The 20,631-nt window shown below is 71.1% G+C and carries 18 protein-coding genes and 1 pseudogene; 14 read left to right on the top strand and 5 right to left on the bottom strand.

The window, feature by feature from the left end:
• The first annotated feature begins 14 nt into the window (after positions 1-14).
• Genes mftB through mftE form a run of 11 tightly spaced genes read left to right on the top strand, consistent with a single transcriptional unit; the run spans position 15 to position 12,275 of the window.
• Positions 15-293 (top strand): mycofactocin biosynthesis chaperone MftB, encoded by a 279-nt coding sequence (gene mftB / locus ABZW18_RS27765; RefSeq protein WP_356192452.1) that lies wholly within the window; start codon positions 15-17, stop codon positions 291-293.
• A complete protein-coding gene (gene mftC / locus ABZW18_RS27760) occupies positions 290-1,543 on the top strand; it encodes a mycofactocin radical SAM maturase (RefSeq protein WP_356192449.1) in 1,254 nt (417 codons plus the stop codon). The genes mftB and mftC overlap by 4 nt, the downstream gene beginning before the upstream one ends.
• The gene (locus tag ABZW18_RS27755) at positions 1,540-3,606 is read left to right on the top strand and encodes a mycofactocin system FadH/OYE family oxidoreductase 1 (RefSeq protein WP_356192446.1); all 2,067 of its coding nucleotides are present in this window, start codon (positions 1,540-1,542) and stop codon (positions 3,604-3,606) included. Before mftC ends, ABZW18_RS27755 begins: the two co-directional genes overlap by 4 nt.
• Positions 3,603-5,615: a mycofactocin system FadH/OYE family oxidoreductase 2 gene (locus tag ABZW18_RS27750; protein WP_356192444.1), complete on the top strand. Its 2,013-nt coding sequence runs from the start codon at positions 3,603-3,605 to the stop codon at positions 5,613-5,615. Before ABZW18_RS27755 ends, ABZW18_RS27750 begins: the two co-directional genes overlap by 4 nt.
• Positions 5,612-6,592, top strand: coding sequence for a mycofactocin-associated electron transfer flavoprotein alpha subunit (locus tag ABZW18_RS27745; protein ID WP_356192441.1), 981 nt, complete (start codon positions 5,612-5,614; stop codon positions 6,590-6,592). The genes ABZW18_RS27750 and ABZW18_RS27745 overlap by 4 nt, the downstream gene beginning before the upstream one ends.
• Positions 6,585-7,928, top strand: coding sequence for an FAD-dependent oxidoreductase (locus tag ABZW18_RS27740; RefSeq protein WP_356192438.1), 1,344 nt, complete (start codon positions 6,585-6,587; stop codon positions 7,926-7,928). Before ABZW18_RS27745 ends, ABZW18_RS27740 begins: the two co-directional genes overlap by 8 nt.
• On the top strand, positions 7,925-8,236 hold the full coding sequence (locus ABZW18_RS27735) for a 4Fe-4S dicluster domain-containing protein (protein WP_356192435.1): 312 nt from the start codon (positions 7,925-7,927) through the stop codon (positions 8,234-8,236). Before ABZW18_RS27740 ends, ABZW18_RS27735 begins: the two co-directional genes overlap by 4 nt.
• A gap of 5 nt (positions 8,237-8,241) precedes the next feature.
• Positions 8,242-9,213, top strand: a complete 972-nt coding sequence (locus ABZW18_RS27730; RefSeq protein ID WP_356192432.1) for a mycofactocin-associated electron transfer flavoprotein beta subunit — start codon at positions 8,242-8,244, stop codon at positions 9,211-9,213.
• Positions 9,210-10,010 (top strand): mycofactocin-coupled SDR family oxidoreductase, encoded by an 801-nt coding sequence (locus ABZW18_RS27725; protein WP_356192429.1) that lies wholly within the window; start codon positions 9,210-9,212, stop codon positions 10,008-10,010. Before ABZW18_RS27730 ends, ABZW18_RS27725 begins: the two co-directional genes overlap by 4 nt.
• Positions 10,007-11,503, top strand: coding sequence for a mycofactocin biosynthesis glycosyltransferase MftF (gene mftF / locus ABZW18_RS27720; RefSeq protein ID WP_356192426.1), 1,497 nt, complete (start codon positions 10,007-10,009; stop codon positions 11,501-11,503). Before ABZW18_RS27725 ends, mftF begins: the two co-directional genes overlap by 4 nt.
• Positions 11,504-11,531: 28 nt before the next feature.
• Positions 11,532-12,275, top strand: coding sequence for a mycofactocin biosynthesis peptidyl-dipeptidase MftE (mftE, locus tag ABZW18_RS27715; protein ID WP_356192423.1), 744 nt, complete (start codon positions 11,532-11,534; stop codon positions 12,273-12,275).
• A 23-nt stretch (positions 12,276-12,298) separates the two neighbouring features.
• Here mftE and ABZW18_RS27710 read toward each other — a convergent pair whose 3' ends face one another.
• From ABZW18_RS27710 to ABZW18_RS27695, 4 genes are all read right to left on the bottom strand, one after another.
• A complete protein-coding gene (locus tag ABZW18_RS27710; RefSeq protein ID WP_356192420.1) occupies positions 12,299-12,994 on the bottom strand; it encodes a DedA family protein in 696 nt (231 codons plus the stop codon).
• A complete protein-coding gene (locus tag ABZW18_RS27705) occupies positions 12,987-13,781 on the bottom strand; it encodes a lysophospholipid acyltransferase family protein (RefSeq protein ID WP_356192417.1) in 795 nt (264 codons plus the stop codon). The genes ABZW18_RS27710 and ABZW18_RS27705 overlap by 8 nt, the downstream gene beginning before the upstream one ends.
• Positions 13,778-14,527 (bottom strand): GNAT family N-acyltransferase, encoded by a 750-nt coding sequence (locus ABZW18_RS27700; RefSeq protein ID WP_356192414.1) that lies wholly within the window; start codon positions 14,525-14,527, stop codon positions 13,778-13,780. Before ABZW18_RS27700 ends, ABZW18_RS27705 begins: the two co-directional genes overlap by 4 nt.
• Positions 14,528-15,296: 769 nt before the next feature.
• Positions 15,297-16,301, bottom strand: a complete 1,005-nt coding sequence (locus ABZW18_RS27695; protein WP_356192411.1) for a TetR/AcrR family transcriptional regulator C-terminal domain-containing protein — start codon at positions 16,299-16,301, stop codon at positions 15,297-15,299.
• 188 nt (positions 16,302-16,489) lie between these two features.
• On the opposite strand from ABZW18_RS27695, the gene ABZW18_RS27690 reads away from it, so the two are divergent.
• Positions 16,490-17,758 carry an FAD-dependent oxidoreductase gene (locus tag ABZW18_RS27690; RefSeq protein ID WP_356192408.1) on the top strand — a complete coding sequence of 423 codons (1,269 nt, stop codon included), beginning with the start codon at positions 16,490-16,492 and terminating at the stop codon, positions 17,756-17,758.
• Between the two features lie 136 nt (positions 17,759-17,894).
• Here ABZW18_RS27690 and ABZW18_RS27685 read toward each other — a convergent pair whose 3' ends face one another.
• On the bottom strand, positions 17,895-18,644 hold the full coding sequence (locus ABZW18_RS27685) for a TioE family transcriptional regulator (protein WP_356192405.1): 750 nt from the start codon (positions 18,642-18,644) through the stop codon (positions 17,895-17,897).
• A 65-nt stretch (positions 18,645-18,709) separates the two neighbouring features.
• Here ABZW18_RS27685 and ABZW18_RS27680 point away from each other — a divergent pair, with 65 nt between their 5' ends.
• Positions 18,710-19,288 carry an erythromycin esterase family protein gene (locus ABZW18_RS27680; protein ID WP_356192402.1) on the top strand — a complete coding sequence of 193 codons (579 nt, stop codon included), beginning with the start codon at positions 18,710-18,712 and terminating at the stop codon, positions 19,286-19,288.
• 279 nt (positions 19,289-19,567) lie between these two features.
• A pseudogene (locus ABZW18_RS27675) lies at positions 19,568-20,631 on the top strand (excinuclease ABC subunit UvrA); the annotation flags it as partial.

Below are 20,631 nucleotides of genomic sequence, written 5' to 3'. Positions count from 1 at the left end.
AGGAGTCGGTAACCGTGTTCTGTCCCGGTCTGCCGTACCGGTGTTCCCCGAGCGTGGCGCTGCGCCCCGAACCCTTCGGGGCGCTGGCCTACGACTTCAGCACCCGGCGGCTGAGCTTCCTCAAGAGCCTCGAACTGGTCGAGGTGGTCCGCCGGCTGGAGCACCATCGCGATGTCCACGCCGCCCTCGACGCGGCCGGTGTGCACCCCGAACGCCACGGCTCCCTTCTCGCAGCGCTCGCCTCGCTCTGTGACACGGGCACGATCGAACCACGCGGGGGTGTCCCGGCATGAAGCTCGTCGACCGATTCCAGCAAGGTCTGACGGCCCCGATCTGCTTGACCTGGGAGCTGACGTACGCCTGCAATCTCTCCTGCGTGCACTGCCTGTCCTCGTCGGGACGCCGCGATCCGCGCGAGCTGTCCACGGACGAATGCAAGTCCGTCATCGACGAGTTGCAGCGCATGCAGGTCTTCTACGTGAACATCGGCGGCGGCGAGCCGACCGTACGGCCGGACTTCTGGGAGCTCGTCGACTACGCCACCGAGCACCAGGTCGGCGTGAAGTTCTCCACCAACGGCGTGCGGATCACCGAGGAACGGGCACGCCGTCTCGCGGCGAGCGACTACGTCGACGTACAGGTCTCCCTGGACGGGGCGACCGCCGAGGTCAACGACGCGGTGCGCGGGCCGGGTTCGTACGACACCGCGATCGGCGCCCTGCGCAGGCTCGCGGCCGCAGGCAAGCGCGAGGTCAAGCTGAGCGTCGTGATGACCCGGCAGAATATGGTGCAGCTCGATGCCTTCGCCGCCCTCGCCGATGAGTACGGCGCGCAGCTACGGCTGACCCGCCTGCGGCCCTCCGGGCGCGGCGCCGACGTCTGGGACGAGCTGCACCCGACCCCGGAGCAACAGCGAGAACTCTACGACTGGCTGGTCGCCCACGGCGAGAACGTGCTGACCGGCGACTCGTTCTTCCACCTCAATGCGCTCGGCCCGACCCCGCTCCCCGGCCTGAACCTGTGCGGCGCCGGCCGCGTGGTCTGCCTGATCGACCCCGTCGGGGACGTCTACGCCTGCCCGTTCGCCATCCATGAGCAGTTCCTCGCCGGCAATGTGCGCTCACCCGGCGGCTTCGACCGGGTTTGGCGGGAGTCGGAGCTCTTCGCAGAGCTGCGCAGCCCGCAGAGCGCCGGCGCCTGCACGTCCTGTGCTGCCTTCGACGCGTGCCGGGGCGGCTGCATGGCTGCGAAGTTCTTCACCGGACTCCCGCTGGACGGCCCGGACCCCGAGTGCGTACAGGGCTACGGCGAGCGAGCACTGGCCGGAGTCGCCGCGGGGGCGGCGCCCCGCCCCGCCCCGGACCATTCGCACCGGACCCGCCCTCGCGCACGCGCCGGCGGTGCGGTCCCGGTGAGCATCGGGCGTGCGCCGGAGGGCTTCCACGCACGGGGCGGCGCCGGGCCGGTGACGCCGGTGGACCGCGCCTGTGACGCGAGTCCATTGGCGGGCTTCACGGCTGCTGGAACCGGCGGCGAGGAATGAGCAAGCCCGCGGCCGAGCCCGTCGCGTCCGCGCGGGCGAGCAAGGCCCGGCGACCGACCGGGCCGATCGGTCTGACGGATCCTGTGGAGCTGGCCGGACGGCTCGCGCCCAGCCGGGTCGTCTTCGGGCCGCACGAGACCAATCTGGCCCGGCGGCGGGCGATCTCCGAGCGCCATGTTGCGTACTACGAGCGCCGGGCCGCGGGCGGCGCCGGGCTGATCGTGACCGAGACGGCGAGCGTCCACGCGTCCGACTGGCCGTACGAGCGCGCCCCGCTGGCCGCGGACTGCGCGCCGGGCTGGGCCGCGACGGCCACCGCCTGCCAGGCCCACGGCTCGCTGGTCGTCGCAGGCCTGGGCCATGCCGGTTCCCAGGGCTCGTCCGCGTATTCCCAGTCCGCGCTGTGGGCCCCGTCCCGGGTACCCGACGTTGCCTCCCGCGAGCTGCCGATGGAGCTGGAGGAGCCGGATATAGCGCAGCTCCGCGACGCGTTCGTCACCGCGGCCGGTCAGGCCGTGGCGGCAGGGCTGGACGGCGTGGAGCTGGACGCGGGCGCGTACAGTCTGCTGCGCCAGTTTCTCTCCGGCCTCACCAACCTCCGCGAGGACGGGTACGGCACCGACCGCGTCCTCCTCGTGCGCGAGGTCGTCACCGCCGTACGCGCCGAGATCGGCACCGGCCACATCGTGGGGCTCCGGCTGTCCTGCGACGAGTTGGCGCCCTGGGCCGGCATCACCCCGGAACACGCCGCCGAAGTCGCTGCCGGACTCGCCCCGATGCTCGACTACGTGGCCGTGGTGCGCGGCTCCGCGATGAACACCTCCGCGTACCGGCCCGACCTGCACACCGAGCCCGGCTTCAACAGGGACCTCGCATTTACGGTCAGGGAGACGGTCGCGGGCAAGACCCGTGTGGTCCTGCAGGGATCCGTCGTCGATCCGGCCCAGGCACAGCAGGCGCTGGACTCAGGGGCCGCCTGCCTGGTCGAGATGACCCGCGCGCAGATCGCGGAACCGCGGTTGGTCGCGCTCCGGCGGGCGGGGCTCGGGGCACGCATCCGGCCCTGTGTGCTGTGCAATCAGCGGTGCCGGGTGCGGGACAACCGCAATCCGGTGGTCAGTTGTATCGCGGAGCCGCGCAGCGGCTACGAGACGCAGGACGCGCCGACGGACGGCGAGGACGGCACGGCCTTGGACGTGCTGGTGGTCGGCGGTGGGCCCGCAGGCCTGGAAGCGGCCCGGGTACTGGCCGGGCGGGGGCACCGGGTCGAGGTGGCCGAGCGCGGCGCCGGGCTCGGCGGTGCGCTGCGCACCGCGGCGGCCACCGGCGCGCGTGCCCGGCTCTCGGCGCTGGCCGACTGGCTGGAGGCGGAGGTACGCCGGCTGGGCGTCACGGTCAGCACGGGTACCGAGGTCACTCCCGCGGCGGTGGCCGCCGCCCATACGGCGGGCCGTACCGTCCTGCTCGCCACCGGATCCGTGCCGGGCCCCCGCGAGTACGCCGTGGAGGCCGGCGGCGTCGTGGTCGAAGCGGCGGATCTTCTCACCGACCGGCTCGCCACGGTGGACCGGCTCGGCGATGGACCGGTCCTGGTCAACGACCCGGTCGGGGACGCCGTCGGGGTGGGCGTCGCCGAGGCGCTGGCCGCCCTGGGCCGTACCGCCGCACTGGTGACGCAGGACCCGGTCGTCGGCACCCAGCTCTCCCTCACCGGCGACCTCGCGGACGCCAACCGCCGGTTGCAGCAGGTCGGTGCGATCCTGCACAAGCAGTCCGTACTGCGGCGGGTGACGCCGGGCGCGGTCGTCATCGAGCATGTATTGACCGGTGAGAAGAGGGAGTTGCCGTGTGCCGCGGTTGTGCACTGCGGCCACCGGCTCCCGGACGAGACGCTGCCCGGCGAGCTGCGGGCCGGGGACTGCGTAGCGCCGAGGACGGTGTACGAAGCGGTGCTCGAGGGACGGCGCGCGGCGCTGGCTGTCGCCGGGGCAGGCGCAGCACCGTACGGCCACGCCCCCGGGCACAGCCACGAGCGCACACCCGTCGCCGGAGCCGCGCGATGACCAGCCATCGCTATCTCTTCTCGCCCTTGCGGATCGGCCCACTGACGGTGGCCAACCGGGCAGTTTTCTCTGCCCACTTGACCAACTACGCCGAAAACGGCCTGCCCAGTGAGCAGCACGCCGCCTACTACGCGGCGCGGGCCTCCGGCGGCACGGGCCTGATCATCACAGAGGAGCACTCGACGCACCCCGGCGACTGGCCGTACGAGAAACTCATCCACGGCTTCCGCCCCGAGGTGGTACCTGGCTACCGGCGCATCACCGAGGCCGTGCACGCCCACGGTGTGCCAATTCTCGCCCAGCTCAACCACAACGGCGGCCAGGCCTCCGGCATGTATTCGAGGCTGCCGGTGTGGGCGCCCTCGCCCGTGCCCGACCCGCTCTTCCGCGAGGTGCCGAAGGCGGTGTCGGCCGCCGAGATCGACGAGATCGTCGCCGGCTACGCCACTGTCGCGCGGCATTGCGCCGAGGGCGGCTTCGACGGGGTGGAACTGCAGTGCTCGCACTCCTCCATCGTGCGGGGCTTCCTTTCCCCCGCCACCAACCGGCGCACCGACGGCTACGGCGGCACCCTGGAGCGCCGCGCCCGGCTGCTGCTGCGGGTCATCGACGCGGTCCGGGAGGCCATTGGCCCCGGCCGGGCGCTCGGCGTGCGGCTGTGCGGCGACGAGCTGATCGAGGGGGGAATTACGCTCGGAGAGGCCGTCGAGACCGCCCGGCTCGTCGAGGCCACCGGGAGGGTCGACTACATCAACACCTCGATCGGCGTGGCCACCTCGACGCTCTACATGATCGAGGCGTCGATGGCCGTGCCGCCCGGGTACGGCCTGTTCATTCCGAATGCCATCCGGCGCGCCGTACGCCTCCCGGTGGTCGGCGTCGGTCGCGTGAAGGACCCGGTGCAGGCCGAACGTGCCCTGGCCGAGGGCCACTGTGACCTCGTCGGCATGGTGCGCGGTCAGATCGCCGATCCCGACCTTCTCGCCAAGGCCCGCAGCGGGCACACAGCACACATCCGCACCTGTCTGTCCTGCAACCAGGAGTGCGTGGGCCGGATGGGCCAGAACCGCTGGCTGGGCTGCATCGAGAATCCGTATGCGGGACGCGAGGCCCTTTCCGCCCCGCCCGCGAGGCGCTCGGGCACCCCGAAGGCCGGGCGCGAGCCCGTCGTTGTCGCCGCACCGCGCCGCCCCCGCCGTGTCCTCGTCGTCGGCGGCGGACCGGCCGGTCTGCAGGCCGCAGCCACTGCAGCGCGCCGCGGCCTCCGGGTCACGCTGTACGAGCGGGCCGCGGCCACCGGTGGCCAAGTCACCGTAGCGGCCGGTGCACCCGGGCGCGCCGAGTTCCTGGACGTCGTACGCAATCTGCTGGCCGAGTGCCGCCGCCTCGGTGTGGAGATCCGTACCGGCACCGAGGCGACCGCGGACCTGCTGCGGGCCGAGTCCCCCGACGCCGTCGTCCTCGCCTGTGGAGCCCGCCCCCAATCTCCTTACTGGGCGGGGGGCTTGCCCCGGGTGGTGGACGTCAGGGATGTACTCGAAGGCCGAGCCGACCCGACCGGCGAGGTCCTCGTCGTGGACGAACTCGGCTTCCACCAGGCCACGTCCGTCGCCGAACTGCTCGCCGACCGCGGATGCCGGGTTCGCATCTGCTCCCCCGGCATGGTCGTCGGACAGGACCTCGGCGTCACCCTGGACTTGGAGACCTTCACAATGCGCGCCCACGCCAAGGGCATCGGCCTGGCCACCGACCGCGTCGTTCTCTCCGCGGCGCCCGAGCCGGACGGCGGATACGGGGTACTGCTGGACGTCCTCACCCACACCACAGGAGAGACCGTGCAAGAACGCTGGGACTGGGTGGTCTGCGCCGTCCATCAAGCCCCCGAGGACGCGTTGTGGCATGACGTGAAGACCGCGCCGTTTCCCGTGGAGCGGGCCGGCGACTGCCTGACCCCGCGCCGCGCGCACGCCGCGGTCATCGAGGGTCACCGGGCGGGGTCGGCACTGTGACCGCCCATGGCCAGGACCTCAGGCTCCCGTCGCTCGCCGTGGTGCGGGTTCGGGACGGGGCGGTGCCGCCCGGCACCGACGAGGCCGTGGCCGAGGCGGGCGGTGCGGTGCTGCTCGTCGGCGACGGCACCCGGGCGGCACTGTCCGGGCTCGCACCGGCCGGCCGGGCGTGGACGGCCGAATTCCCCCGCGGGCTCCGCCCGGGACCGGGGACGACGGCCGCAGCGCTCGCCCCGCACCTCGCCAGAGTGCACGCCCTGGTCCTGCCCGCCTCGGCCGACGGCCGGGAACTGGCGCCCCGGCTCGCCCATGCCTTGCACCGGCCGCTGCTCGCGGGTGCGGTCGAGGTGCTGCCGGACGGTGCGGTGGTCTCCCGGCGGGAGGGGCGGGCCCAAACGCGGGTCACGGTCCAACAGGCGTTCGTGGCCACGCTGGTGGCCGCGGTGCGGGGGGTGGAGTCTCCCTCGGGTCACGGGTCCGCGTCCGCCGCCGAATGCCCCACGGGACTCGTTCCCACCGAACTCACCCCCGACTGGCCTACGGACATCCCTGATCCCCGAGTCCTCGAAGTCCTGGACCCCGGACCCACCGGAACCGCTCTCGCCGACGCCTCGCGCATCCTCGGCGCCGGCGCCGGCCTCGGCAGCCCCGACGCCGTGGGGCTGCTGCACCGCGTGGCCGCCGCGCTGGGCGCTTCGGTCGGCGCGACCCGTGTCGTCACCGACGCAGGATGGCTGGAGCACGAGCGGCAGATCGGCACCACGGGCGTGGCCGTCGACCCGGACGTCTACATCGCCTTCGGCGTGTCCGGCGCCGGACAGCACACCGGCGGCCTTGGCACACCGCGCCTGGTCATCAGCGTCAACACCGACCCGCACTGCCCGATGTCGGCCATGGCCGACCTGGCCATCGTCGCGGACGCACCGGCCGTACTCGGCGAACTGTGCGCACGACTGGAAAGCGCCGCCCATGAGTGAACCGACGAACCGTGCGCCCACCGCCACCGCCCCGGACTTCGACGTCATCGTCGTGGGCGCGGGCCCCGCCGGCAGCGCCGCCGCGCTGGAAGCCTCCCGCGCCGGCCGCTCCGTGGCGCTGATCGAGCGCGGGCCCTACCCCGGCTCGAAGAACGTCTACGGCGGTGTCGTCTACGGCAGGGTGCTGGACGACCTGGTGCCCGAGTGGTGGGAGCACCTGCCCGTGGAGCGCTGGGTGACCCGCCGATCGACCATGCTGATGACGGATCACCAGGCGCTCACGGTCGACCTGCGCACCGAGGACTGGGGCCGCCCGCCGTACAACGGCGCCACCGTCCATCGGGCCGCCCTCGACTCCTGGCTGGCCTCGCTCGCCGAGGAGGCGGGCGCCGTGCTGGTGCCGTCCACCGTCGTCACAGGCCTGCTGCGCGGACCGCGCGGCGAGGTCACCGGCGTCCGGACCGACCGCCCCGACGGAGACCTGACCGCCCGGGTGGTGATCGCCTGCGACGGCGTGAACTCCTTCCTCGCCAAGGAGGCCGGGCTGCACCGGGTGCCGGAGAAGGGCGGCGAGCACCTGTCCCTCGGCGTGAAGGAGACCCTCGCCCTGCCCCGTCAGGTCATCGAGGAGCGGTTCCAGCTCACCGGGCGCGATGGCCTGGACCTCGAGATCCTGGGCTGCACACGCGGCATTCCGGGCGGCGGGTTCCTCTACACCAACCTCGATACGGTCGCGGTCGGCGTGGTACTGGACCTCCCGGGCCTGGCTCGCTCCGGCACCCGCCCCGAGGAGGTACTCGCGGGGCTGAAGGCCCATCCGGCCGTTGCACCGCTGGTGCACGGGGCCGAGGTGAAGGAGTACGCGGCCCACCTCATCCCCGAGGGCGGTTACGACACGATGCCCGAGCTCGCCGGCGACGGCATCCTCGTCGCCGGGGACGCCGCCCATATGTGCCTGGCCGCTGGGATCTGGCTGGAGGGCGTCAACTACGCGCTGGGCGCCGGAATGTACGCGGGCCGCGCCGCGGCGTCCGCGATCAGCACCCGCGACACCTCACGCCGCGGCCTGGCCGGCTATCGGCGCATGCTCGAAGACTCCTTCGTCCTGGCCGACCACCGCAAGCTGCGCAGGGTACCGGGCCTGGTCTTCTCCGACCGGGTGCAGCGGGCCTACCCGGGCCTGGCCTGCGATCTCCTCCAGGACCTGTTCCAGGTCGACAACCCGCGCCCCAAGCCCGGACTGCGCCACATCCTGCGCCGCACGGCCCGGCGGCACGGCGTCGGCCTGCGCCATGCACTGTCCGACGTACTCACCGGATTGAGGTCCTTCGGATGAGCACCGACCAGCCGCTTCCGTCGTACGGCGGGGAGTCGTTCGCGGACCGGATGTCCACGGTGGAATTCCGGGTCGCGCAACGCCCGCACATCACCGTCGACTCCGACGCCTGCCGTTCCTGCACCACGCGCGCCTGTGTGCACTCCTGCCCGGCCGATCTCTTCGTACCGACGTCCGACGGCGGGATCCTCTTCAACTACGAGCAGTGCTTCGAGTGCGGCACCTGCTACCAGGTGTGCTCGACCGAGGGTGCGCTGACCTGGACATATCCGGACGGCGGCCACGGCGTCGCGTTCCGGCGGGGGTGAGGCCGATGACGGAGTATCCCCGTACACACCCTCGTCCCCTCATCGTGGCCGCACTGCTCGGGTCCGAACCGCAGGCCCCGGTCGACCCGCTCTCCGGCCTGGCGAGCACCGATCCCCTCGCGGCCGGTGCGAGCCCCGCCGACCTGGCTGCGCTGGAACACGCCCTGCGGATCGCCGAGGTACTCGGCGGACGCTGCCTCGCGGTCACCGTGGGCCCGCCCACGGCCGAGTCCATGCTGCGGGAGGCACTGGCGGCGGGCGCGGACGCGGCCCTGCGCATCGAAAGGAGCACGGGCGGAACCCCCGAGGGCAGCGCCGAGGACCCTGCGGCGACCGCGCACAGCCTGGATGCCGCGTTTCGCGCCCTGCCCGGCTTTGCGGCGCCCGGCCCTTCGCTGTCCACCGGTACGAGCGGTCTGCCGCACCTCGTCCTGTGCGGTGACAGACCGCTGGAGCACGGCACGGGCTCCGTACCGGCCCATCTGGCCGCCCGGCTCCACGCCGCACAGGCCCTCGGCCTCATCGAACTGTCCGCGATGCGCGGAGAGTCCGCCGAGTCCGGCGAATCCGGTGAGTTGGGCAGGTTGGAGGCGATCCGCCGGGTCGACCGCGGCGCTCGTGAGCGGATCGTCGTCCCGCTGCCCGCCGTCTGCTCGGTCGAACCGACCGATGTACGACTGCGCCGCGCCGCCCTTCCCGCCGTTCTCGCCTCACGTACCACCGCCATCCCCGTCCTGACCGTTCCCGTCCCCCCCGTCCGGGTGCAGGCCGGTCCCGTACACCCGTATCGCCCGCGCCCTCGCGCCGTGCCCGTGCCCACGGGATCCGACCCGCGCGAACGGCTGCGCATGCTGACCGGAGCGGGCGCCCAGCGCACCCCACCCCGACTCATCGAGCCCAGCAGCCCGGCCGCGGCCGCCGACGCGCTCCTCGCCGAGCTGCGGGGGCACGGCTGCCTCGAGGAAGAGACCTCATGAGCGACGCCGCCACGCCCGCGAGAGTCGCCCTGGTGACCGGCGCCGCCCGTGGTATCGGCGCTGCCGTCGTACGCCAACTGGCGGCCACGGGCTGGCGCGTGGTCGCCCTCGACATCTGCGCCGATGAGCCGGGGCTCGGCTACCCCCTCGGCAGCAAAGAGGAGCTCTTCGCCCTCGCCGACGCATGGCCCGGCAGCATACGTCCCGTCGTCGGTGACGTACGCGACATGACCTTGCTGCGCGCGGCGGTCGACGTGGCTCACGACGAGTTCGGCGGCCTGGACGCCGCCGTCGCGGCCGCCGCCTTGATGGCGGGCGGCAAGCCCCTGTGGGAGACCGACGACGCCGACTGGGACGCCCTGTTCGAGACCGGCGTGCGCGGTGTCGTCAACCTGGCACGGGCGGCGGTTCCCGCGCTGCTGGCCAGGCCCACACCCCGCTCCGGCCGGTTCGTCGCCCTGGCATCGGCCGCAGCCCACCGCGGCCTGTGGCACCTGGCGGGCTACGGCGCCGCCAAGTCCGCCGTCGTGGGCCTGATCCGCGGGCTGGCCACGGATCTCCGCGGCACCGGCGTCAACGCCACGGCCGTATCCCCAGGTTCGACGCGTACCCCCATGCTCGACGCGAGCGCGGCCCTCTACGGCCTCCCCGGAACCCAGGAGTTCGCCCTGGACCACCTCACGGACCGCCTGCTGACCCCCGAAGAGGTAGCCGCCGCCGTTTGCTGGCTGTGCGACGAACGCTCCTCAGCGGTCACCGGCACCGTCCTGCATGCCGACGGAGGGTTTGCCGCATGACATCCGAGAACGGGCATGGGCGAGACGGTGCGGCAGACGGCGCCACGGCACCCGGGCACCCGTCGCGGCGGCGGACAGCGGACGACGTCGGCCCCTCCGGACGGCCCGGGCCACGGCTGATCGCGGACGTGCACAACCGTGTCCTGGCCGGCGGCCGGGTGTTGCTCGGCGGCTCCCCGTACCGCGTACTGCGGCTGTCGCGCGAGGGCGCCCGGCTCGTCGCGGGCTGGCTGGCCGGCGAGCCGGTCTCCGCGTCTCCCCACCACCGGCGTCTGGCCTCCCGCCTCGTACGAGCGGGCTTCGCTCACCCCCGGTACGCCACGGGGTCCTTCACCCGCCGGGACGTCACCGCCGTCGTCCCGGTCCGCGATCACGCCGCAGCGGTACGCCGGCTGCTCCCCCGTCTCGACGAGTTGTCGGCCACCATCGTGGTCGACGACGGCTCGCTCCGCCCCTTGCCCGAAGCCACCGTCCGCCATGGCCGCCCCCGGGGCCCCGCCGCCGCCCGCAACACCGGGTGGACCGCGGCCACCACTCCTCTCATCGCCTTCCTCGATGCGGACGTGGAGCCGGACTCGGACTGGCTCGAGCCACTGCTGCGGCACTTCGAGGACCCGGACGTGCTCGCCGTGGCCCCCCGGGTGCGCAGCACCCCCGGCCGCACCCTCCTCGAACGTTACGAATCGGTACGCTCATCCCTCGACATGGGCACCACGGCGGGTCCGGTCCGCCCGGGCAGCCGCGTCAGTTACGTACCGTCCGCGGCCCTGGTCGTGCGCACCTCGGCGCTGCGGGCACTCGGCGGGTTCGATGAACGCATGCGGTTCGGCGAGGACGTGGATCTGGTCTGGCGGCTGGCGGCGACGGGCGGTCAGGTCCGCTACGAGCCCACCGCCACAGTCCGGCACACCCCGCGCTCCCGCTGGCGCGACTGGGCCGGGCAGCGCTTCGACTACGGCACATCCGCCGCCCCGCTGGCCCTCCGCCACGGAGGGGCCGTCGCACCCGTCAAGGTGTCGGTCTGGAGTGCCCTGGCCTGGACGGCACTCGCCGCCGCCCACCCCCGGTCGGCCCTCCTCATCGCAGGCTCGACCGCCGCGCTCCTGCCCCGCAAATTGCAAGCGGTCGGCGTCCCGGCCACGGAGGCGCTACGCCTGGCCTCCCTGGGGCACTGGGGCGCGGGCCGCGCACTGGCGGACGCGGCGACCCGTACCTGGTGGCCAGTGACCCTCCCGCTGCTGGCCGCTGGCAGAACGAGCCGTCTGCTCCTGGCGGCCGCGTACGGCCGACATGTCGCGGACTGGCTGCGCATGCGTCCACCGTTGGACCTGCCTCGCTGGGTAGCCGCCCGCGCCATGGACGACTTCGCGTATGGCGCGGGTGTCTGGTGGGGCGCCCTCCGCGAACGCACTGTCGCCCCGTTCCTCCCCGACCTCACCGACTGGCCCGGCAAGGACGGCATCCTCCGCTGCCAGGACGGCCCCACAACATGACGCCCCGACGCCCCCGAGGAACCACCGCATGAAGTCCCACGGGACCAGCCACACCCGGCCCACACTGCGCCTCGACTCCACCCCATGGCCCGACATTGCCACCGTCGCCGCGCACAGCCACCTGGCCGTCCCCCTCGGCGCGACCGAACAACACGGCCCGCACCTTCCCTTCACGGTCGACACCGACATCGCCGTCGCCCTCTGCGAACGCCTGGCCATGACGCGCCCCTCCGTGGTCCTGGCCCCGCCTGTGTCCTACGGCTCCAGCGGCGAACACGCCCACTTCCCCGGCACACTTTCCATCGGCCGGACCGCCCTGGAAATGCTGCTCATCGAACTCGTCCGCTCCGCCGACGCCTTCGCGGGAGTCATCCTGGTCTGCGCCCACGGCGGCAACGCCGAGCCCCTGCACCGCGCCACAGCCCGACTGTGCGCCGAGGGCCGCAACGTACTGGCGTGGCTCCCCACCGGCGACCCGGCCGACAGCCACGCCGGCCATCGGGAAACCTCGGCCATGCTCACTCTGCGCCCCGACACCGTACGCACGGACCGAGCCGAACCCGGCACCACCCGCCCCCTCGCCGACCTCATGCCCTCCCTCCGCCGCTCAGGCCTCCGCGCCGTAACTCCCAACGGCGTCCTCGGCGACCCCACCCACGCATCGGCCGCGGCGGGCCACAACCTCCTCGACACCTGGGCGACGTCCTTGGACAGAGCCGTGAGCACGTGGATCGGGTCCCTCGCACAGGCCCGCACGCCACACCACCCATAGAGTCCTCCAGCGCACCAGCGGACTCAGCCGCAGTCGGCGTCCACCACCGGTTCCACAATGGGTTCGACAGCGGGTTCCATCCGGCCCGTGCCGCGCACGGCCGACGCGCCGTACGACCGTCGCGCATGCAGTCTGCGTGTCGTGTCGACCACCCCGACGACAACCAGGGCCAGGGCGAAGGCCAGCAGCAGCCCCTTGGCCGGATCGTCACTGAAACTCGCCCCGCCGATGAAGCCGATGGCCGTGCTGCTGACCGCCCAGATGCTCGCCCCGACCACGTCCAGGACGACGAAGCGGTGAAACGGGAAGCCCAGGCTCCCGGTGGATATGCCGGACACAACCCGTCCGCCCGGCAGAAAACGGGCCGCGACCACCAGTGTCGCGGCGTGCCGGTCGACCATCTTCCGGCCCCACCGATACCGCTCCCTGCCCTTCTCCCCGCGCATCAGCCGGTTCACCGCCTTCGGCCCGAACCACCGGCCCACGCCGTAGCTGAGGCAGTCGCCCCACACAGCGCCGACCGCGGCGACGACAACGAGCACCCCCAGCCGCGGCAGGTCCGAGCCGAGCAGCACCGCCACGGTGACGACGGTCGTCTCGCTCGGCATGAACGGCAGCAGGGCGTCCAGGCCGGCCACCAGCAGGACGATGAGCCAGAGCCAGGGTGAGTCCAAACTGCTCTGCAACAGCTCAACCAGCCGGTCGAACAACTCAAGCATGGGCGGGCAGCTCCGAGACCGATACGGCCGCTCGCGCTTCCGCGGCCAGCGTCCGCCGGTCGGCTCCGAACAAGGGGCGGTGTGCCGTGACACGCGCGGCCAGGCCGCCGGCGCCGACAACCCGGCGCAGCGAGGCTCCGAAGTCCTCATCGCCAAGGAAGCCGGCCACCGTACTGGGGGTGCCGTTCTGGTAGTAGTCGATCGTCACCGGCCGTACGGGCGCGCCCGCCTCGACCGCCGCTTGGAAAGTGGCCCGCCGAAACCGACCACCGGACACGGAACACCAGGTCGTCGCCTGAGGGAAGACCATGACAGACCGGCCGGCGTGCAGCATCGATGCCAAGCTCTCGATCACCTTGGGCAGTTCGCGCACCCTGTCACGGTCGATGAATCGGGTGCCTGAGCGCCGTGCCAGCGTGCCGATGACCGGCCACCGTCCCACTTCTCGCTTCGCGAGAAGAGCCACAGGCTCGACGGCGAGCAGGGAGATGACGTCGAGCCAGGAGATGTGGTTGGCGACGATCAGGGTGCCGGTGCCACCCGCGCATCCGGGCACCCTCAACGGCTCGGTGCCGGCCTCCAGCCGTACTCCTAGGGCCCTCAGAACGGCTCGGGCCCGGGTGCGCAGCACCCCGGGTTCGGCCAGTCGCCCACCCACCGACACACCCCGGCTGAGTGCGCATGTCAACGAGGCGTAGCGGCGGACCCTTTCACCGAGCGAGACCCGCGGTGCCGCATCGGTGGCGCAGGCCGGGGTGCACAGTGATTCCACGGCCCAGGGGTTCATCGGGTCTCCCCGAGGAAATAGCGGCGGTACCGGTCGCTCAGCCGGTCCATGTCCAGCAGGACGAAGAAGTCGGCGACGTCGAACTCGGGGTCGTGCGTGGGCGCACCGCATATCCACGCACCGAGCCGGAGGTAGCCGCGCAGCAGCGGCGGCAGGTCGGCGTAGCTGGGGCGTACCGCCATGAGCTCGGTGGGCATCCACGGGTGGCGGGGGTGCACCCGCAGCTCGGGTGGCGAGGCGTGCTTGGACGTGCCGAGCAGCCAAGCGCTGGACGCGGCCTGACCGCCGTCGTCCAGGGGGACGGAGGCGCAGCCGGCCAGATAGCGGTGGCCAGAAAGCAGGAGGTAGCGGGCGAGTGCGGACCACATGAGGTTGATCACCGCACCCGAACGGTGGTCCGGATGCACGCAGGAACGACCGGCCTCGATCATGGACGGGCGCAGTTCGTCGAGCGCCCGCAAGTCGAACTCGCTGTCCGAGTAGGACCGTTCGGCGCGTCCGGGCGGCAGCAGTCGGTAGGTGCCGACCACTTCGTCGGTCATGGTGTCGGTGACGATCAGGTGGTCCACGAGATCGTCGTACGGGTCGATGTCGTGGCCGGGCAGGGGCGTGTGGAGAGTTGCGCCCATCTCCTCGCCGAAGACCTTGTACCGCAGCCTCTGAGCAGCCCTTATGTGCTCCTCGGAGTCCGCGATGAAGGCTAAGTAGTTGCTGGTGGTTGATGTGATGGAGGATGCCGAAGGCATGATGCCGTTCTCCGTTCGGTGGGCTTCAGTTCCCGCTCTGGGCGCCTCCCGAGAGCCCCCGCCAGGGGCTGCAGCGTCCAGCGAGGCCTGTCGATTTGGGGCACGGCTCAGGGACGTCGTGGACCGGACAGATGGATGACCGTGCTGGGCAGCCGTGCTCTTGCCTCGCGCGTACGACCGACGCGACGGGATGCGCATCGGCTCGGGAAGCCGGGACTGCGGCAGTCGGCGAGCATTCCGGCAGCGCAGCGAGTGCGATGGCCAGGGCCCCCTTGGACGACGTCCGCTGGTACATGCCAGTAAGGTACGGAGGCGGTGATGAGCAGAACAGCCGCGCAGCCCCCTGTTCGGGGTGTTGCTGTCACCACCGCGAACGGTGCGCTTTCCCGCACGGCTGGGACAGTCAGTTCGTTCCGGGAGCCCCGCACCGGGCTTGGCCGTCGGCTTGCGCGAGGAGCGCGGTCATGTCCACCGCCCCCGCCCGCTACGCGGCCGAGCGCCCCATGGGCGCGCTCAGACCTGGGCGAGGCCGCCGTCGAGGGACAGTTCGGTTCCGGTGGTGAAGGAGCTCCGGGTCCGAGGGGAGGAAGACGGCTGCGGCGGCGACTTCGTCGGGGCGTCCCATTCGGCCGAGCGAGATCCGGGCAGCGAGGCTGATCTTCAGCTGCTACCCGAGCCGCCACCATGGTGCCCAGGCCCCCGCAGCACGATCGGCCCGGAGGCCGGGGAGCCGACCGCGAACCGTGCGGTCGGATCGGCTCCATGACGGTCATGGATCCGGACGAGCTGCGGCTGGTCGGGCCGTTTCTTCGACGAGTACTGCCATGCCGTCAAGGAGACGCTGCAAGCCGAACTCGAACAAGTCGTCGAGGTTGAGGCCGTATCCCGCCGTGGTGAGCAGCGTGAGTCTCGGGAACGGCCCCGTGGCCAGGATCGCCTGGAGGGCGGGTTCCTGAGTGTCCATCCACTCCTCGTTGTTCAGGCCGCTGAGTGCCTCCGCCTCCGCCTCCATCTCGATGTTGACGGCAGTCCCGCGAACGTAGTTGAACAGCGTGAGGTGCACGGTGAAGGCAGTCGAGAGATCGAGGTCGCAGCCGTCCAAGGCGGTGAGAACCCACTCAGTGAAGGGCAGGGCGCCGGCAATCGCCTGCGGCCGGGTCAACGACAGAGCCGGGGCAAGCCACGGGTGGCGGCGGAACATCTCCCACAGCGTCCGACCGGCGAGCGCGAGCCGGTCCCGCCAGCCCTCCGGCGGGTTTTCCGGGAACGACCACTGACGAAAGGCCGCGTCCATCATCTGCGTCAGCAGGTCGTCCTTGTCGGCCACATGCCGGTACAGCGACATGGTCGCCACCCCCAGATCGGCGGCGACCCGGCGCATCGAGACTGCCGCCACTCCCTCCGCGTCGGCGACCGCGACGGCCGCAGCAACGATCCGTTCAAGCGTGAGTGCCTGGTCCGCGGCGCTCTTTCGCTGGATGGACACGGCCGAGGTGGTGGGTGTGTCCCGGCGCGCCGCGGCGGTGGGCCGGCCGGTGCGTACGGGCCGACTCCTGTCTTTCACGACTGTCCCGACGCCGGGAACCGCGTGGACCAGGCCCTGGTGGCGGAGCTCGGTGAGCACTTTGGTCGCGGTCGCCATCGCGACCCCCCACTGCTGGGTGATCTCGCGGGTTGAGGGCACTCGGTCGCCCGGTGCCAGCTCTCCCGTCTCGATTCGCTGCCGCAGTTCGTCGGCGATCCGGCTGTAGCGCGGTGCGCCCCGCCCGTTCATTCACGGCCCCCTGCACTAGTGCACCTGAATGCGCTAACACCCTAGCGTCACGCCGAGGCGCCGTCTCCCGGTGTGCCCGCCCGGGCGGTCCGAGACGCTACGCACTAGTGCACTGTGCGCTCGAACTGCCTATCAAACAGCGCCCGTACGCTTGCCTGAGTGCCTGCGTACACCGTACATTCCATGTCATGCGTAACACCGACATACTCGTCTCCGGTGCCGGCATCGCCGGCCTCGCGCTGGCGTACTGGCTACGCACGGCGGGGTTCACCGTCACGGTCGTCGAGCGCGCACCAACACCCAGGCCGGGAGGCCAGACCGTGGATCTACGGGGCGCTGCCCGGGCCGTGGTCACGCAAATGGGCCTGATGGACCGCGCGCAGGCGGTACGCGTCAACCAGCGCGGCCTTGCGCTCGTCAATGCCTCCGGCCGCATCACAGCCCGGATGCCGGCAGACAGCTTCGAGGGCGAAGGAATCGTCTCCGAGATCGAGATACTGCGCGGTGACCTTGCACGCCTGCTGCACGACGCCACCCTGCCGGACACCGAGTATCTCTTCGACGACACCATCACCGGGCTCGAGCAGGACGACGACGGAGTGACCGTCACCTTCGAGAAAGAAACCCCACGCCGATTCGGGATGGTCGTCGGTGCGGACGGGCTGCACTCCATCGTGCGTGCCCTGGCCTTCGGACCGGAATCGGACTGCGTCCGCCCTCTGAACCTCTACACCGCGTGGTTCACCGCCACCGAGGACATGGACCTCGACGGCTGGTATCAGATGTACAACGCACCCCGCGGGCTCGTCGCCTCGGCCCGGCCAGGCCGTCTCGCCGGCGAAGTCAAGGCCGGTCTGAGCTTCCGCTCGGCACCGATCACCTACGACCGCCGCGATAACGCCGCACAGCAGGGCATCGTGGCTCGACACTTCGCCGACGCCGGATGGGAGGTCCCCCGCCTGCTGAGAGCGATGCGCACGGCATCCGACTTCTTCTTCGACTCCATGGGCCAAGTACGCCTCGACCACTGGTCTCGCGGCCGGGTGGTGCTACTCGGCGACGCCGGCTACTGCCCGACACCGCTCACCGGCCTGGGCACCAGCCTGGCCCTGGTCGGCGCCTACGTGCTCGCGGGTGAACTCGCCTCCGCCGACGGTGACCACCGCACCGCCTTCCCGAACTACGAGCGCGTCATGCGCCCCTACGTCGGCCAAGCCCAGCAATTGCCACCCGGCGGCGCCTCGGGATACGCGCCCTCCAGCGCGCTCGCCATCCGGTTGCGGGAGTTCTCGATGCGCTCGATGAACCGCTGGCCGATGCGGAAGCTACTCGCCGCACAGTTCGCCAAAGCCGGAGACATTTCTCTGCCCGACTACGGCCCCCACACCGATGGTGAACAGCGGACAACGTCGGCCGAGACCAACCACGAATCCACCAAGACCTCGGGTCCCCTCTGAGCAACTCCCTGCCTTGTTGATCGGGATGAGCGAGCCATTCGCAGGGTCCTACCCTCCTGGGGTGCCGTTAACGAGCGGCGAACCAACCGACCCCTGATCGAGCCCGGGCCGTTTCCGGTTCTGTGCGAGACGTGGTTCACGCGTCGCCGTGTCGCGCGTTGTCCAGCACGCGGAGGTACTCAGCAAGCTTTCCGGCAGCGGTGAGCATGGCTCGTCCGCGGTCGGCGAGTCGTTGTCGCCAATCGTTGAGTGAGAGGGCGAGTGGCTCGGGGCCGCCGACGCTGCGGACCTGGTGCATGACCATGGTGATGTGGCCCAGTAGGTAACCACCGCGTCTGAGCATGTGGGCGAGTTCGGCGTCGCGGACGTCGCCTGCGGTGTAGTGGCGGTGGCGGGTATGTGGGTCGCGTTCAGGCATGAGAATCCCGGCGCGTTCCCACTTTCTTAGGGTCGCCGGCGAGACGCCGAGTCGGTGAGCGAGGTGGCCGATCGAGAGGGGGCGGTCGGGGGGATCGGCGGCTGGGGACCGGCCGAGCGCGTCGACGGTAGCTTCGACGGCGTCGAGCGTTTCGCGGTCGCGGAGCAGTTGGGCATGGCTGCGGTCGACCGCTCGTAGTGCGGTACCCAGATCGCCACGGTTGGCCGCGTGCATGATCTGACCGCTGGTCGCGTAGCCGTGTGCGGGGATGAGCGCTAGGTAGGCGCGAAGGGCGTGGATGTGTACGGACGAGTAGCTGCGGTAGCCGCTGGGGGTGCGTTCGGCTGGCGGGAGCAGGCCGTCGCGCTCGTAGTTGCGTACCGCTTGGGTGGAGATCCCATGTTCCCGGGCGAGGTGCACAGGGCGGTAGCGCTCACCTGCGACCTGTACAGCAGTTTGAAGGTTCATGCCCCAATTGCTCGCATATCCAGCCATCAAGTTTACACGGGTGGTTCAACGATACGGTAGAGGTCATGGCTTCGACTTCTCCGATAACCGCAGCCGTCTATGGGTCGTTTGCTCTCGACGATGGTCGCGAGCTCACCGCGGCGCTGTCCTCCCTCATCGAGGCTCGTGACTCGCCGCCGAAACCGCTGGCACTCGGTGAGCCGACACATGGCGAGCCGGTCTTTCCATACCTGCGCAACCGAATCTTCCAGGTGCTTGTCGAGCACGGCTTTCGGTCGATAGCGGTGGAGTCCGATCAGATCGCTGCGCTGCAGTTTGACGCGTTTGTCCGCGGCGAAGCCGGGACACTCAATCAGGCCATGGCCGAGAGCTTCAGCCACGGCCTCGGCCAACTGGACGCCATTCGCGAGCTCGTGGCCTGGATGCGCGCGTACAACCACGGCCGTCCGGCGGCCGAGCGGCTGGCGTTCTACGGCTTCGATGCGCCCCTGGAGACGACCAGCGCACCCAGCTCCCGCCGCTACCTGCAGCACCTTCACGGCTACCTGACCGAGCATCTCGGCCCAGACTCGTTTCTCCATGGCCACGCGGACCTGGAGCGGCTCCTCGACCACGATGAGCGCTGGAGCGACCGGCAGCGGTGAGGGACGCCGTGCAACAGGCGACACACGAATGCGCCTTCTTCGACGCGAACCGGCTCCGCGGGGCCCTCGGCGCCACTGCACTGCATGCCCGCACAGACGTCCGCCCTGAACAGGGATACTTCCCGCTTGACGCCGCAACGCTCGAGCCCTGCGACGCCGTACTTCATGTCGCCTCCTCAAGCGGCCACCGCGCCAGGTGATTTCTCCCGCACCGTAACCACACGTACTGCTCGAAGCTGGTTATCGAGCCAGGCGGCCCGCCTAATTGATGGAGACACGATGAGCATGGCCAAGAGGACGGACACGCAGTCGCCTGCGCTGCACGTCGCTGCCGACAGCCACGATCTGATCCGCGTGCAGGGCGCGCGCGAGAACAACCTCAAGGACGTCAGCGTCGAGATCCCGAAGCGCCGGCTGACGGTGTTCACCGGCGTCTCCGGCTCGGGCAAGAGCTCTCTGGTCTTCGGCACGATCGCCGCGGAGTCGCAGCGGCTGATCAACGAGACCTACAGCGCCTTCGTCCAGGGTTTCATGCCGACGCTGGCGCGGCCCGAGGTCGACCTGCTGGAGGGGCTGACAACGGCGATCATCGTCGACCAGGAGCGGATGGGCGCCAACTCCCGCTCCACGGTCGGCACCGCCACCGACGCCAACGCGATGCTGCGGATCGTCTTCAGCCGGCTCGGCGAGCCGAGTGCCGGGCCGTCGTTCCACTACAGCTTCAACCTGCCCGCCGGCGCCTGCCCGCGCTGCGAGGGCATGGGCAGTGTGACCGACATCGGCCTGACCCAGCTCTACGACGAGAGCAAATCGCTCGCCGAGGGCGCGATCACCATCCCCGGCTACACCGTGGACGGCTGGATGGTGCGGCTCTTCACCGGGTCGGGCTTCCTCGACTCGGACAAGCCGATCCGCGACTACACCGAGTCCGAGCTGCACGACTTCCTCCACCGGGAGCCGACCAAGGTGAAGGTCGAGGGCGTGAACCTCACCTACGAGGGGCTGATCCCCAAGATTCAGAAGTCGTTCCTCTCCAAGGACCGGGAGGCGATGCAGCCGCATATCCGGGCGTTCGTGGACCGGGCGGTCACCTTCACCGACTGTCCCGAGTGCGATGGCAGCCGGCTCAGCGAGGCGGCCCGGTCGTCGCGGATCGGCAAGATCAACATCGCCGATGCGTGCGCGATGCAGATCAGCGACCTGGCCGAATGGGTCCGCGGCCTGGACGAGCCGTCGGTGGCGCCGCTGCTCGCCGCGCTGCAGCACACCCTCGACTCGTTCGTGGAGATCGGCCTGGGCTACCTCTCGCTCGACCGGCCGTCGGGCACGCTGTCGGGCGGCGA

Origin of the sequence: Streptomyces sp. NPDC004647, assembly GCF_040609575.1 — a bacterium.
In the GTDB taxonomy this organism is placed as follows: domain Bacteria; phylum Actinomycetota; class Actinomycetes; order Streptomycetales; family Streptomycetaceae; genus Streptomyces.
Note: the sequence above shows the minus strand (reverse complement) of the source record. Positions and strands in the feature narration are given on the sequence as shown.

Coding starts and splice junctions, on each gene's coding strand:
- ABZW18_RS27700 (WP_356192414.1), bottom strand. CDS start 14,527: ATGCCTTCGGCATCCTCCATCACATCAACCACCAGCAACTACTTAGCC.
- ABZW18_RS27750 (WP_356192444.1), top strand. CDS start 3,603: ATGACCAGCCATCGCTATCTCTTCTCGCCCTTGCGGATCGGCCCACTG.
- ABZW18_RS27685 (WP_356192405.1), bottom strand. CDS start 18,644: ATGAACCTTCAAACTGCTGTACAGGTCGCAGGTGAGCGCTACCGCCCT.
- mftF (WP_356192426.1), top strand. CDS start 10,007: ATGACATCCGAGAACGGGCATGGGCGAGACGGTGCGGCAGACGGCGCC.
- mftC (WP_356192449.1), top strand. CDS start 290: ATGAAGCTCGTCGACCGATTCCAGCAAGGTCTGACGGCCCCGATCTGC.
- ABZW18_RS27730 (WP_356192432.1), top strand. CDS start 8,242: ATGACGGAGTATCCCCGTACACACCCTCGTCCCCTCATCGTGGCCGCA.
- ABZW18_RS27680 (WP_356192402.1), top strand. CDS start 18,710: ATGGCTTCGACTTCTCCGATAACCGCAGCCGTCTATGGGTCGTTTGCT.
- mftE (WP_356192423.1), top strand. CDS start 11,532: ATGAAGTCCCACGGGACCAGCCACACCCGGCCCACACTGCGCCTCGAC.
- ABZW18_RS27710 (WP_356192420.1), bottom strand. CDS start 12,994: ATGCTTGAGTTGTTCGACCGGCTGGTTGAGCTGTTGCAGAGCAGTTTG.
- ABZW18_RS27690 (WP_356192408.1), top strand. CDS start 16,490: ATGCGTAACACCGACATACTCGTCTCCGGTGCCGGCATCGCCGGCCTC.
- ABZW18_RS27725 (WP_356192429.1), top strand. CDS start 9,210: ATGAGCGACGCCGCCACGCCCGCGAGAGTCGCCCTGGTGACCGGCGCC.
- ABZW18_RS27755 (WP_356192446.1), top strand. CDS start 1,540: ATGAGCAAGCCCGCGGCCGAGCCCGTCGCGTCCGCGCGGGCGAGCAAG.
- ABZW18_RS27735 (WP_356192435.1), top strand. CDS start 7,925: ATGAGCACCGACCAGCCGCTTCCGTCGTACGGCGGGGAGTCGTTCGCG.
- ABZW18_RS27740 (WP_356192438.1), top strand. CDS start 6,585: ATGAGTGAACCGACGAACCGTGCGCCCACCGCCACCGCCCCGGACTTC.
- ABZW18_RS27705 (WP_356192417.1), bottom strand. CDS start 13,781: ATGAACCCCTGGGCCGTGGAATCACTGTGCACCCCGGCCTGCGCCACC.
- ABZW18_RS27695 (WP_356192411.1), bottom strand. CDS start 16,301: ATGAACGGGCGGGGCGCACCGCGCTACAGCCGGATCGCCGACGAACTG.